General features: G+C 51.7%; 12 protein-coding genes. 8 read left to right on the top strand and 4 right to left on the bottom strand.

The window, feature by feature from the left end; all coding sequences use genetic code 11:
- Nucleotides 1–155: 155 nt before the first annotated feature.
- From AC0YNS_RS22440 to AC0YNS_RS22430, 3 genes are all read right to left on the bottom strand, one after another.
- Nucleotides 156–695 (bottom strand): NAD(P)H-dependent oxidoreductase, encoded by a 540-nt coding sequence (locus AC0YNS_RS22440; RefSeq protein WP_475783180.1) that lies wholly within the window; start codon nucleotides 693–695, stop codon nucleotides 156–158.
- 417 nt (nucleotides 696–1,112) lie between these two features.
- The gene (locus AC0YNS_RS22435) at nucleotides 1,113–1,868 is read right to left on the bottom strand and encodes a class I SAM-dependent methyltransferase (RefSeq protein ID WP_475783179.1); all 756 of its coding nucleotides are present in this window, start codon (nucleotides 1,866–1,868) and stop codon (nucleotides 1,113–1,115) included.
- A gap of 18 nt (nucleotides 1,869–1,886) precedes the next feature.
- Complete coding sequence (locus AC0YNS_RS22430; RefSeq protein WP_475783178.1) at nucleotides 1,887–2,345, bottom strand: MarR family winged helix-turn-helix transcriptional regulator; 459 nt, start codon at nucleotides 2,343–2,345, stop codon at nucleotides 1,887–1,889.
- A 200-nt stretch (nucleotides 2,346–2,545) separates the two neighbouring features.
- Here AC0YNS_RS22430 and AC0YNS_RS22425 point away from each other — a divergent pair, with 200 nt between their 5' ends.
- Nucleotides 2,546–3,238 (top strand): antibiotic biosynthesis monooxygenase family protein, encoded by a 693-nt coding sequence (locus tag AC0YNS_RS22425; RefSeq protein ID WP_475783177.1) that lies wholly within the window; start codon nucleotides 2,546–2,548, stop codon nucleotides 3,236–3,238.
- An 80-nt stretch (nucleotides 3,239–3,318) separates the two neighbouring features.
- The gene (locus tag AC0YNS_RS22420) at nucleotides 3,319–5,172 is read left to right on the top strand and encodes an LTA synthase family protein (protein WP_475783327.1); all 1,854 of its coding nucleotides are present in this window, start codon (nucleotides 3,319–3,321) and stop codon (nucleotides 5,170–5,172) included.
- A 58-nt stretch (nucleotides 5,173–5,230) separates the two neighbouring features.
- Here AC0YNS_RS22420 and AC0YNS_RS22415 read toward each other — a convergent pair whose 3' ends face one another.
- Nucleotides 5,231–6,793, bottom strand: a complete 1,563-nt coding sequence (locus AC0YNS_RS22415; RefSeq protein WP_475783176.1) for a catalase — start codon at nucleotides 6,791–6,793, stop codon at nucleotides 5,231–5,233.
- A gap of 239 nt (nucleotides 6,794–7,032) precedes the next feature.
- On the opposite strand from AC0YNS_RS22415, the gene AC0YNS_RS22410 reads away from it, so the two are divergent.
- The 6 genes from AC0YNS_RS22410 (at nucleotide 7,033) to AC0YNS_RS22385 (ending at nucleotide 12,791) form a co-directional block, all read left to right on the top strand.
- Nucleotides 7,033–7,323, top strand: coding sequence for a rhodanese-like domain-containing protein (locus AC0YNS_RS22410; protein WP_475783175.1), 291 nt, complete (start codon nucleotides 7,033–7,035; stop codon nucleotides 7,321–7,323).
- Nucleotides 7,324–7,351: 28 nt separating this feature from the next.
- Nucleotides 7,352–7,735 (top strand): rhodanese-like domain-containing protein, encoded by a 384-nt coding sequence (locus tag AC0YNS_RS22405; RefSeq protein WP_475783174.1) that lies wholly within the window; start codon nucleotides 7,352–7,354, stop codon nucleotides 7,733–7,735.
- Nucleotides 7,736–8,040: 305 nt separating this feature from the next.
- Nucleotides 8,041–8,469, top strand: a complete 429-nt coding sequence (locus tag AC0YNS_RS22400; protein WP_475783173.1) for a MerR family transcriptional regulator — start codon at nucleotides 8,041–8,043, stop codon at nucleotides 8,467–8,469.
- Between the two features lie 90 nt (nucleotides 8,470–8,559).
- The gene (locus AC0YNS_RS22395) at nucleotides 8,560–9,753 is read left to right on the top strand and encodes an MFS transporter (RefSeq protein WP_090980665.1); all 1,194 of its coding nucleotides are present in this window, start codon (nucleotides 8,560–8,562) and stop codon (nucleotides 9,751–9,753) included.
- 329 nt (nucleotides 9,754–10,082) lie between these two features.
- On the top strand, nucleotides 10,083–12,005 hold the full coding sequence (locus tag AC0YNS_RS22390) for a diguanylate cyclase domain-containing protein (RefSeq protein WP_475783172.1): 1,923 nt from the start codon (nucleotides 10,083–10,085) through the stop codon (nucleotides 12,003–12,005).
- A 183-nt stretch (nucleotides 12,006–12,188) separates the two neighbouring features.
- The gene (locus tag AC0YNS_RS22385; protein ID WP_475783171.1) at nucleotides 12,189–12,791 is read left to right on the top strand and encodes a carbohydrate-binding family 9-like protein; all 603 of its coding nucleotides are present in this window, start codon (nucleotides 12,189–12,191) and stop codon (nucleotides 12,789–12,791) included.
- The last annotated feature ends 7 nt before the right edge of the window (nucleotides 12,792–12,798 follow it).

The raw sequence follows: 12,798 nt of genomic DNA, 5'->3' as shown, positions 1-12,798 counted from the left end.
AAACCCAATAGAAAACCCAGCTGAGAGTCGCGAAACGTAACGCTCAGCTTCCGCGCCACTCTCAGCAGCCGGGCCATTCCCCCAGCCCACCTCTGCTGCAACTCCAATCAAAAAAAGGCTGAACCGGATTTCTCCGGTTCAGCCTTTTTAGCTCGCTAGCGAGCAGCATAAGTGCCAACAGGTGCCGTCAAATAGGCAGCCAGCTTGTCCGCGCTTTGCGTGAGCTCTTCATCGGTCAAACGAGGCGCATGGAACACCATGAAAGGCGGAACATACTTCATCTCGGTGAGCAGGACCGTAGCTTGAAGCGGCAGCAACAGCTGCTCCATCGTGTAGAGGCTTTCGCCATCCGGGCGATAGGAATCTTCAGCACGGCCAACGGAAATGGCCAGCACATACTCCTTGCCTTTCAGTTGATTGCCTGTCCCGTAGCCGAAGCCGTAGGTGTATACTTGATCCTGCCATTTCTTAAGCAACGACGGCGTGCTGTACCAGTGAAACGGAAATTGGAACACGATACGGTCATGCTGCAGCAGAAGCTGCTGTTCTTTCTCGACATCGATCATTTCATTCGGATACGTTTGGTATAAGTCATGTACAGTAATACCGGGCTCACACTCGAGACGTTCTTTCCACGTCCGGTTGACGCGGGACTCCTGCATGTTAGGATGTGCGACAATCACAAGTGTTCTCATGGTGACGTAACTCCTCTGTAAGAAAATGATATAGGGATTATAGCATAAATCCCTACTAAAAAAACAAAGAGCCACAGCAGTGGCTCCCAAGCTGCCCGAGAAAGACTCGGGCAGCGACTTTGTTGTCTATCAAACAAGAATAAACGTGTAACGGTTGTCAGAATGGCTATTTCATGCAAATAAGCCACTTTAAAACTCTAGCGGTTGTGAGAGAGGTTATTTGCAGCAAAATGGTCGTTTTCTAGCGGAAAATGTTCAAATAAGCCCGCTGGCAACCGTTAGAAAATAAAATGGGTAAATTTATGCCAAATAGCCACTGTCACAACCGTTAGCGTTCGCATGCGAATGCGACCAAGCATGTGAATACCACCAAGCATGCGCTCATCGCGGGGTTGCGGAGGTACAACACCCGAACCGTTATACCATGCCGAAATAAATCTCCGTTGTATAATGGAAGCTGACTGCGCCGTCTTGCTGATGTTTGGCAAACAATACCTCAAGCGCTTCCATATAAGGCTCGTAGCTAGGCGATCCCGGAAGCGGGACATACGAGGAAGAGAGGGTCCGGCCTTTAAGACTCTCCAGATCAAACAGCTGCTTGTTCGCAAACTCCGCTTTCTTATAGCTTCCATCCCGGAAGAAGGAGGCAAAGTCCTCGTGATGAAGACGCCTATGGTTCACATCTTTATAATCCGGTGCGTAGTGTAAGAGAAGTTGATCATAGTCAGCTCCAAAAGGATCATCGATCAGGCGGGTGTTCCAAATCAGTGCGACATGGCCGTCAGCGCGCAGAATGCGGCGGAACTCCAATCGGGTCGATGCCGGCTCGAACCAATGAAAGGCTTGCGCCGATACGATACAATCCACCGAGTCATCGCCCAGCGTGGTCGCTTCCGCCGAACCGTCGACGGATCGATACCGATCATAGCCGCCAAGCAGATCCTCTGCCGCAAGCCGCATTTCGGTATTGGGCTCCACGGCCACGACATTGCTGCCACGCTCAAGCAGCAGCCGGGTGAAAATCCCTGTACCTGACCCAATATCAGCAATAGCAGAGGACGGTACTAGAGAGCCCTCCTTATAAATGAAGTCCAAAGCAGCAGCCGGATAGCTTGGTCGATACTTCACGTATTGCTCCACGCGATCCGAGAAACGTTTCGTATTATCCTTCATAGACGAATCCCTCTCTTCTTACATGCATTTGCTATCGTTCAAGTGATTCTCCACCGTCCGATTAAACCGTTCAAGCAGTTCACCGAACAAGGCGGATTCTTCCTCTGTCCAATCTTTCAGCACATCCGTAAAAAAGGTTTGGCGCAGCTGCCTCACTTTGAGCAGCATCTCGCTGCCTGAGGAAGTGGCTTGGAGTAAGCTGACCCTGGCGTCCTTCGGATCCGCCGTTCGCTCCACATACCCCTTTGCTTCAAGCGAAGCGGTCTGCCGGCTGGCTGTCGAAATATCTAATTGAAAGGTGTCGGCAAGGGCCTTAATACCAAGGGGTCCATGGTCAATCAGCCGTCTCAGCAATAAATAAGTAGAGCGATCAAGCCCGGTATTGTTAAAATAAGCGATACGGGCAGCTTCGGCTCGACGCATGAATATTGCCATTTCGTGCTCGATTCGATGCAAATGGTCTGGATCTATGTTCATGTCGGATCACCGTTTCTCTAGGTTGTGAATCATGTTATTCCAGCATATCGCTTTCAATATAAGCCGTGCAAGTGGAAGAGATAGACCGATTGACAGCTATTGAATACCTTGTATAATTACGATTAGACATAGTTGCATGATACAACTATACTACAGTACGTAATAAATTTCACATGCAATTACGTGAAAGGAACGCTGCAATGATGGAAAATGAAACTCAGTCGGAGTTTGTTGCGTTAAACCATATAGGACATTCACCATCGCCAGTTGGCGCATTGGTTCGACTTAAGGTGTTTCAAGTTGCAGGCCGGCACAAGCAGCTGAAACAAGTGAACCATGCCATATCGGCAATGGAACGGGTATGGCAAGACGGAGCCGTACAGAGCGGCGGTGTTCTGCGAGGTACACGGGGGAAACATGTCGTTTCACTTGCGCTTGTCGATGCACAGGCGGGGGAAGCCTCGGGTCCGAATCGTTATACGGTAGAGTACAGCGATCATATCGCATCGCAGCCCTCCTCCAAGACAGAGCAAGGACAAGGGATGGCAAGTTTGTACTTCTTAAATATCGTGCAGCTTGCGCCGGGCAAACGCGAAGTCATGATTCGGAATTTCGAGCGCACGATGCCGTATGTACGCAAGCAGCCTGGATATATCTCGACGAATTTATTGGTCAGCCGCGATAATCGACAGGCTATTCATGTCGGCCAATTCGAGAGCCGGAAACATTTTCAAGCGATGTTCCGCAAGCAAGAGGTGCTTCGCGCCTTTGGCCGGGGGCTGGCGCCGGGCATGATGGCGACGGTTTGCGGCATACTTCCTAAGCCGCCTAGTTTGCATCTGTTTGAACTCGCACATGTGGTTGGATCGGCGGAACACAATTTGCTCAACTAGCAGGTATAACTACAAGGAACGTCCGGTGCAAGAGCAAGGGCTTGCTGCCGGGGAAGGAGTTGTTGAAGGTGTCTCCATTGATGAGACTGCTTAATCGCAGATTTTTTTATTTTACAATCATACTCTTGGTGAAGGGTATTCTGGCCTGGTCGGTCGTGTTTGACGAAGGGCCGTCCTGGATGACGCTCGTAACGGAAATTCCGTTCTTCTGGGTGGTATTCTGTCTAATCGAATGGTTGGCGGGCAAACGGAAGATGCTTTACTATATGATCGTCAATTTACTGCTAACGCTGCTCTATTTTACTGTACTCATGTACTACAAATATTATGGCATTATTGTTACGTATCACGCACTTGCCCAGGCTGGTAAAGTCGCGCAGGTTGGAGAGAGTACGTACTCGCTGCTTGATCCGTACTACTTGTTTATCTTCCTCGATATCGCCGTGTTGGCCTTTATCTTATGGAGACCGAAGCATAAACATATTCAGCAGCGCGTCAGCATGAGACCTGTGAGGAAAACAGGCATAACCATCATGTTCATCGTGTCTTCGCTGCTCTGTTTGCTGAACATTTGGCCGAACCGTGCCAGTATGAACGAGAATAAGCAGGCTGAAGAGATGGGACTGCTCAACTACGAGATCTACACGATCTTCGCTGATAGCCGCAAAGATGACGAGGCCGTGCCGATGGCTGACATTACGCAGAGCGCGATCGATGAGCTGAAAGGCACGGTGCAGCCGCAGCCACAGCCGCAATATTTTGGCGCTAACAAAGGAAAGAACCTGATTATCGTGCAGATGGAGTCCTTCCAGGATTTCCTGATTGGCCTCAAGATTGACGGTCAAGAAGTAACGCCGAATATGAATAAGCTGGCGCAGGAGAACATGCACTTTAATCATTTCTACACGATGGTAGGTCAAGGAACCACTTCGGATGCAGAATATGTGGTCAATACGTCTCTCTATGTGCCTCAGCATGAAGCTGCAACCGATCATAACGTGGATAAGGCGCTGCCAAGCTTGCCGAAGCTGCTGCATGCCAATGGCTACACGACGGCGACGTTCCATACGAACGATGTCTCGTTCTGGAACCGGACAGAGCTGTACAAAGCAATCGGTTGGGATCGTTATTATGACAAATCCTTCTACGGTGACGAGGATCATATTGCCTTCGGTTCGTCGGATGAAGTGCTTTATAAGAAGACGATTGATGAATTGGTGAAGCTGGATGAAGGCGCACAGCCTTTCTATGCGCAAGTCATTTCGATGAGCGCCCACCATCCGTTTAATCTTCCGGAGTCCAAGTACAAAATGAAGCTGCCGGAAGCATTCGACGATACCATCGTCGGTAACTATATTCATGCCCAGAACTATGCCGATTACGCGCTTGGACAGTTCATTGACGATTTGAAACAGCGGGGGATATGGGATGACAGTGTCATTCTGTTCTACGGTGACCATCAAGGGTTGTCCTTATACTCGCTTGATCGCGACGAGAAGAGCTTGGTGGCCGGCATGATTGGCCATGAATACGGGTATACCGACATGTTCCGTATCCCGCTTATTCTTCATGCTCCCGGCGTGACGACTCCTTCCGTGAGGGAACAAACCGGCGGTCAGATCGATATTCTGCCAACGGCCGCGAACTTACTGGGTGTATCATTAACCGATCAGATTTATTTTGGCCAAGATTTGTTGAACCAGAGCTCCAACATGCTGCCGATGCGTCATTTCTTGCCGTCGGGCTCCGTCATTACGGATGACGATATGTTCCTGCCGGGCATAGATTATACGGATGGCACGAACTACTCGCTCCGCGATAACAGCGAGACCGAGCATGGCGAAGGGGCTACAGAGGATCAATACAATCGTACGCTGAAGCTGTTGAACTTATCGGACAGTTATGTGAGTCAACTGCCGGACAAAGAAGAATAATGCACTTATACAAGAAAGAAGCCGCAAGCATCACGCTTGCGGCTTTTTATCGATTTGTTTAATAAGGGTCCACTTCGTGCCCCGCTTGCTTCGCCTGATCAACGGCCTTCTCCGGCCGCGATTGACCGCTTGCGATGTTGCGGCCATCGGATTGCTTCAGCCCTTCGGCGACGCGTTGCCCGTAGCCGGCGTCGGCCTCCGCGAAATATCCGACCATTCGCGAGCGAATATCCTCCTTACACACGGACAGCGCGCCGACCAGATTGTCGATCAGCTCGTCCTGCTCCCAGCTCTCGAAGGCGCGGAACGTGTCGCCGGCTTGCTTGAAGTCGTTTGTCCGCTCGATCTTCTGCCGCATCAGCTTCGCCTCGTAATGCGGCTCATGGTCTTTGCCGCTGCGTGCCGCCTCCTGCAATCCGCCCATGGAGGATGGCTCGTAGTTCACATGCGGATTTTGCCCGGCTGAGCGGTCGGGACGATATTGCATTTGTCCGCCGCTCTGATTGGTCGCCACATGCGTCTGAGGTGCATTGACAGGCAGCTGCAAGTAGTTGGTTCCCACCCGGTGACGCTGCGTATCGGAGTAGGAGAACGTTCGGCCTTGCAGCAGCTTGTCGTCGGAGAAGTCTAGACCGTCCACAAGCACCCCGGTACCGAATGCCACTTGCTCCACTTCGGTGAAATAGTCCTCGGGGTTGCGGTTCAGTGTCATTTTGCCGATAGGTAGGAAAGGGAACTGCTCAGGCGGCCACAGCTTAGTCGGATCAAGCGGGTCAAAATCCAGCTCCGGATGCTCGTCATCCGTCATCAGCTGCACACAGAGCTCCCATTCCGGATAGTTCCCAGCCTCAATCGCTTGGTACAAGTCGAGAGTGGCATGGTTGAAATTCATGCCCTGTATCTCGTTGGCCTCGCGCTGCAGCAGGTTCTTGATCCCTTGTTTAATGGGCTCCCAGTGATATTTCACGAGCATGGCTTCGCCGTCTTGATTGACCCATTTGTATGTATTGACACCCGAGCCCTGCATTTGCCGATAGTTGGCGGGTATGCCCCAAGGGGAGAATAGGAACGTAATCATATGCGTCGCTTCCGGCGTGAGGGATACGAAGTCGAAGAACCGCTGCATATCCTGCACGTTCGTGAGCGGGTCTGGTTTGAACGCATGCACCATATCCGGGAATTTCAGCGGATCACGGATGAAGAAGATCTTCAGGTTGTTGCCGACCATGTCCCAATTGCCGTCCTCGGTGTAGAACTTGACCGCGAAGCCGCGAGGGTCACGAAGCGTCTCCGGTGAATGGTTGCCATGAATGACGGTGGAGAATCGAACGAATACCGGTGTCTGCTTGCCGGCCTCTTGCAGCAGCTTAGCGCGAGTATACTTCGAGACCGATTCATTCCCGGCTTTGCCGTAAGCCTCGAAGATGCCATGAGCGCCGGCGCCGCGAGCATGAACGACCCGCTCTGGGATACGTTCCCGGTCAAAGTGAGTGATTTTCTCGATAAAATGGTAATTCTCCAGCGTGCTCGGTCCACGGCTGCCAACCGTACGTATATTTTGATTATCCGTAACAGGGTGGCCCTGCCGGGTCGTGAGCGTTTGATCTGAATCCTTGTCCAAGTGCCAAGCTCCTCTCGCAGGTAGATGTGAACTTCAATGGTATTGTTGCCCAGCGGATGGTTCCTGATTCAGATTCTCGTACAGGTGAACTTGCTAATTTTGGAGGCTGTTCATGGCTTGTTTCGCGTTGACAGTGAAGGTGCAGTCGTCTACAATACATACCCATATGGGTATATGATTATAGTCATAAGGGCATAAGGGAGGATTTCGTTCCAATGGGATTTTAAGTGGCGAAAGAAATGACACCGCAGGAGGTAGAAGAACGTCTCGGACTTGGCGAAGGTCTCTATATGCTGGATGTCCGCGAGCCTGCCGAGTGGGAGGCCGGTCATCTGGCAGGCGCCGTCCACATTCCGCTTGGCCAGCTGATTGAACGATTGGATGAACTGGACGCTGCGCGAGAGGTCATCGTGATGTGCAGAGGCGGCGGAAGAAGCGGGTTAGCCTGCGAGCTGCTGGGCGAGAGAGGATTCTCGGTTGTGAACATGACAGGCGGTCAGGCGGTCTATTGGGCTGGACGGGCGAGCTGACGAGAGAATAGTGGGGGGGCTAGCGATTATGGACATTGCGATTAACGTATTATTCGTTGTTGTTGTAGTATGGTTCGCGTATTCGAGATTCGGCAAAGTAAAAGGACTCCGCACGCTGCAGGCAACGGATTTCCGCCGGGAGCTTGAGACGGAATCGACGGATATGCTGCTGATTGATGTAAGGGAAGCAGGAGAGTATAAGAGCGGCTACATTCCGGGAGCGAGGAACATTCCATTATCCCAGCTCGGGTCGCGACTCAGCGAGCTGCCGGAGGATAAGAAGCTTCTGCTGTATTGCCGAAGCGGCATGCGCAGCAAGACGGCAGCAAGGCAGCTGATGCGCGGCGGGTATTCGCAGATCGCCCATTTACAGGGCGGTCTTGGAGCGTGGAGCGGGAAACTTGTGCAATAGGAAAGCAATATAAGCTTGTTTGCAGTGAATGGATGAGGCTGCGAGCGGGTTTTTTTGTATCTGGGTGGAATTCATGAACGGAATTCACTTTGTTGGCTTCGATGTAGACCTCTTGGTGGGCTATATGGATGGAATTCACTCTTCACGTTCCTAGTGATTAATCGCAATTGTATGAAAATGAGGTTTCTCACCGCAAACGCTCGAGCAACTCACAATTAAAATATAACGTTGACGTTAACGTTATAAAAAGAGTAAGATGAAATCAAATGAAACATTCTAATTCGAAGATCGGGAGGAGGAACACAATGGAAGAACGTTACAAGATCGATGATGTCGCCAAAGAGAGCGGTTTGACGAAACGTACGATCCGGTATTACGAGGAGATTGGGTTACTGCCTTCGCCGGAGCGGACCGACGGTGGAACGCGGTTATATACGCGTATGCATATCGAGCGGCTCAAGCAGATCATTAACGCAAGAGATGTGCTTGGTTTCTCGCTGCAGGAAATTATCGATTTCGTCGCGATTCGTGAGCAGCTTATGCAGCACCGCGATGCTTACAGGCAAACGGAGGAAGCGGAGCAGAAGCGGAAGCAGCTGATGGAGGTAGGGCATACGATCGATAAACAGATGCAGATGATTGATCATAAGCTTGAGAAGATTAAGGAGTTTCGCGAGGAATTAGTTAAAATTAAGAAGCGCGTAACCGACGCGCTGGATCAAACCACTACGTAGAAAGAAGGAGTACAAGTGTCAACACCTAATACAGCACGTAAAGCCGCGCCGCAAGCCCCTTTGCAGCCGGGTGCCCAGAAGAGTAACTCTATGTTTAATCAGCCGATTGCCGTGTGGGCGATCGCTTTTGCAAGTATCATTGCGTTTATGGGACTGGGACTTGTCGATCCCATTCTGCCGATGATGAAGGATCAGCTGCATGCCTCAGACAGTCAGTTGACCTTGCTGTTTACGAGCTATAACGCGGTCATGGCCGTTGCCATGCTGATTACGGGCGTTATCTCCTCGCGTCTCGGCATTAAGCGAATGCTGCTTGCCGGCATCGTCCTCATTGCCGTGTTTTCCGCGCTCGCGGGTAGTGCCGGCGATGTCATGGAAATCGTTTGGCTGCGCGCCGGATGGGGACTGGGTAATGCTTTCTTCGTCGCAACCGCTTTGTCCGCCATCGTTTCGTTATCCCGCGTCGGCGTCGGCAAATCGATCATCTTGTTCGAAGTAGCAGTCGGACTTGGTATCTCGGTAGGCCCGCTGCTTGGCGGAGAGCTTGGGGCTATTTCGTGGAGGAGTCCTTTCTACGGCGTTGCCGGGTTAATGGTACTGGCGTTCTGTCTTATCTTGTTCATGATGCCGAAGGCCGCTAAGTCTCCTGCCGCAGTGACACCGATTAAGAAGAAAGTTTCCTTGCTGGATCCTTTCCGTGCACTCAAACATCGCGCGCTGCTGATCTTTGGGATCTCGGCTGCCCTTTATAATTTCGGATTCTTCACCTTGCTTGTCTACGCAGCGCTTGTGCTTGGCCACCTGCATCATGTTGATGTGCATGGCCTTGGTTATGTGTTCCTCGGATGGGGACTGCTGCTCGCATTTACATCTGTAGTTACGGCTCCGAAATTGCAGAAGCGCTATGGTACAGTCAAATCCATGTGCGTGCAGCTCCTTCTCTTCGCGGTAACGTTGTTCGTCATGGGTTATTGGACAACCGAGAAGTCAGTCATTATCGCCATGGTGATCTTGGCCGGTGCGTTCCTAGGCAATAATAATACGCTCATTACAACCGCGGTGATGAACGCTGCTCCGGTCGAACGTCCGACGGCATCAGCTGCATATAGCTTCCTGCGTTTCATCGGCGGTGCGCTTGCACCTTACTATGCGGTTAAATTCGCGGAATGGTTTGATTTCCACGCGCCTTTCTACATCGGAGGCGGCTTCGTCGTACTAGCGGTTATCGTCATCTGGCTGAACCGCAAACACTTGAAGCATGTGGATGAGGCAGAAGCTCATTAATGCTGATGATAGGTCCTTTTTTTTGATCCAAAATATAACGTTAACGTTAGTGTTATATTAATGTGCGAGGAGCAAACCCCGTTATCGACTCCGATGAGTCGGTGCCGGGGTTTTTCATTGATGTTCACAGATAATGTATGGTTCTACGCCCCGAAAGAGGTACCAGTTACCGTACAAGGAGAGGAATCGCCGGATTTCGCCCCATCCCACCGTTTTCCCTCAAATTCTCCTCCTTCTTCATGCGCTCTCCTTGCCTCAAGCTGCCATAAAGAGGGTTTTCTGGATAGGATGTCGAATGATGTCACCACAGATTGAATGTGGAGGTCGACATGAAGAAAACAGCATCGTCAGGCACGCTCGCCTATACGTTATTTACGTTAGAATCGAACCCTTCACAGCGCAGATTTGCTTTTATCGTTGGTGCGATTATAGCGCTTGCCTCGCTTGCTTCCATACCGTTTGCGCATATAATGGTGCCCAATAATAACGCGTTCTTGTCCGCACTATGCTCGGCGGTTATCTGCTTCGAGCTCGTTACGGTGTTCGTTCTGTACAGCCAGTTCAAAGTCAGCCGTTCCCCGTCCATTCTCATCTTGGCAGGAGGCTACTTCTACTCGGCTTGCATGACGATTCTATATGTGTTCTCATTTCCGGGGATCATACCGCCCAATGGATTCGGTCCGGGTCCCATCATGCAAGGTCCGGGGCCGGGCATGGAACTTGGCCCAGAGCCGAGGTTCCTCATTGGGGGCAATCAGTCAGCCGAATATATCTATTCCCTCTGGCATCTGGGATTCCCCATCGCGATCCTGCTTCATATCGCCACCGAGGTCAAGTATAAGCAGGTGCGCCTTCGCGATGAAACCGCGCGGCTCATGACCATTCTAACAGGAGCAGCGGTGCTTGTAGTGGTGGCGGGGATCGGGTATGTGTCGCTGGCCCTGCACGACAAGCTTCCCATCCTAATGGACCATGGTCGCATCACGCCGCTCGCCATGTATGGATTCGGCCTCTCTACGCTGGTAATCAGCTTGCTTGCACTAGCCCTCTATTATTACATGACCAAAGGGAGCACCGTAACCTCCTCTTGGCTGTGCGTCGCGCTCCTTGCAACCGTGCTGGATGTGGGCATCAATATGAGCGGCGGCAATCGATTCAGCGTAGGCTGGTACGTCTCGAAGCTGGACACCTTCATCTGCGCCAATATCGTATTGGCAGGCATGATCTACGAGTTCACGAAAATGTATTACAAAATGACAGAGCTTTACACCCAAGTAACGGACAGCGAGAGCCGCTACAAAACCCTCTTCGCGAAGAGCCGCCTAGGTGAGCAGAAAATCGCCGAGCAGAACAAAATCATCGAACGGATGCTGGAATCCAGCCACGAATCGATTGCGATGTGCGACAGCGATGGACGTGTCGTCTTCGTCAATCGCAGATTCAAAACGATGTTCGGACGAGAGCTATCCGTCGGACAGTCGCTCGCGATCTATTGCAAAGAGATGCGGGCCGATTATGGCAGCCTTGGCGATCAGATCAAGCAATATTTTGAGCAGCGGCTGCAGCCGTTCCGGGAGCGTGTTGCCTTCCATAAAGAAGGCGGCGAGCTGCGCCATTATGAATGCTACGTCAGCCCGATCATCAGCAAGGATGGCGGTCTGCTGCATGGTCATCTCTTCACGTTCGGCGATCGAACCGATGAAGAGCGCAAAGCGCACTACGACGATTTGACCGGACTGCCGAATCGCAGATACATTAATGAGCGGCTTCGCATTGCGATGCGAAGAGCGGCAGAGGCAGGGACTTCTTTTGCCGTCTTCTTCATGGATTTGGATGGCTTCAAGCGAGTTAACGATACACTCGGCCACGAAATGGGCGACCGATTGCTGCAGGAGGTTGGCGCCCTCCTGAAGAAAGGTATGGGCGGCTACGGCACCTGCGCCAGATGGGCAGGCGACGAGTTCGTCGTACTTGTGGATGAAGCAGTGGGCGACATCCGGCCGGAGGAGCTGGCCCTTGATCTCATCGGTGCCATTCGGCAGCTTGATATTGTAGACGGCAAAAGAATTCAAATTTCGGCCAGCATCGGGATCGCGATCTATCCGGATGACGCCATGGATGGGACCAAGCTGCTCCAATACGCGGATCAAGCCATGTATGAGGCCAAAACAAACGGCAGAGGCACATTCTGCTTCTACACCTCTTCCGCTACAAGCAGCAGGAAGCAGCATCCCGAATTCAGCTCTAGCTAAGCAAGTGAGAAAACCCCAAACTCCCTCAGGGAGTTTTTTGCTTTTATCCCCATCTGCCGGCATGCCCGTGATCTCGGAATCGTCTAAATTTTATCCCTTTATGCTAAATCAATCGGCATTGGGATTAGCTATGATGATGATAGAGGTATGGAAGATTACAGGGGAGCTGAGGTGGGCCGCAGGATGGACACGAATGATCAGCAAGTCTACGCATGTAAGCGAATCGGTGTGATTAACGGTATGGATAGCGAATGGATCTTATTGCGCGATACGGTAAGCGGGGGCGCACCGACGGAATGGACGAAGGTTCGCTGCGGATGGACGGCAGACGCGCTGCTGATTCAGTTCCACTGCGAGGATGAGCACATTGTTTCGGACTACAGCGAGCGCGATGAGCCGCTGTATAATCAGGACGTGGTAGAGGTGTTTATCGATGAGGATGGCAGCGGCACCCAATACATAGAGCTGGAGGTTAGCCCACGCAACGTCGTATTCGATGCGCGGATTACCAATGATGGCAGCGGTTCGGTTGGGATCGATACGGAATGGGACATTGAGGGGCTTCATACCGAAGTGAGCGAGGTTCAACCGGGACAATGGATGTACGACATCCGTATTCCGGCGAGCACGTTCAACAAGCCGCTGGAAGCCGGACTCCGCTGGCGGGTTAACTTCTATCGGATCGACGAACGGCAGGATGGCATCCGGGAATATCAAGCTTGGCAGCCGACGGGACTGGTCAACTTTCATAAGCCGCAGCGATTTGGCACGCTAGTACTCATCTAATTATTCC

This window comes from Paenibacillus sp. J22FR21 (assembly GCF_056269135.1).
Note: the sequence above shows the minus strand (reverse complement) of the source record. Positions and strands in the feature narration are given on the sequence as shown.

What these genes read in the sequence shown, in the direction of transcription:
- AC0YNS_RS22425 (WP_475783177.1), top strand. Translation starts at nt 2,546, where the DNA reads ATGATGGAAAATGAAACTCAGTCGGAGTTTGTTGCGTTAAACCATATA.
- AC0YNS_RS22435 (WP_475783179.1), bottom strand. Translation starts at nt 1,868, where the DNA reads ATGAAGGATAATACGAAACGTTTCTCGGATCGCGTGGAGCAATACGTG.
- AC0YNS_RS22400 (WP_475783173.1), top strand. Translation starts at nt 8,041, where the DNA reads ATGGAAGAACGTTACAAGATCGATGATGTCGCCAAAGAGAGCGGTTTG.
- AC0YNS_RS22405 (WP_475783174.1), top strand. Translation starts at nt 7,352, where the DNA reads ATGGACATTGCGATTAACGTATTATTCGTTGTTGTTGTAGTATGGTTC.
- AC0YNS_RS22390 (WP_475783172.1), top strand. Translation starts at nt 10,083, where the DNA reads ATGAAGAAAACAGCATCGTCAGGCACGCTCGCCTATACGTTATTTACG.
- AC0YNS_RS22410 (WP_475783175.1), top strand. Translation starts at nt 7,033, where the DNA reads ATGACACCGCAGGAGGTAGAAGAACGTCTCGGACTTGGCGAAGGTCTC.
- AC0YNS_RS22440 (WP_475783180.1), bottom strand. Translation starts at nt 695, where the DNA reads ATGAGAACACTTGTGATTGTCGCACATCCTAACATGCAGGAGTCCCGC.
- AC0YNS_RS22420 (WP_475783327.1), top strand. Translation starts at nt 3,319, where the DNA reads ATGAGACTGCTTAATCGCAGATTTTTTTATTTTACAATCATACTCTTG.
- AC0YNS_RS22385 (WP_475783171.1), top strand. Translation starts at nt 12,189, where the DNA reads ATGGACACGAATGATCAGCAAGTCTACGCATGTAAGCGAATCGGTGTG.
- AC0YNS_RS22395 (WP_090980665.1), top strand. Translation starts at nt 8,560, where the DNA reads ATGTTTAATCAGCCGATTGCCGTGTGGGCGATCGCTTTTGCAAGTATC.
- AC0YNS_RS22430 (WP_475783178.1), bottom strand. Translation starts at nt 2,345, where the DNA reads ATGAACATAGATCCAGACCATTTGCATCGAATCGAGCACGAAATGGCA.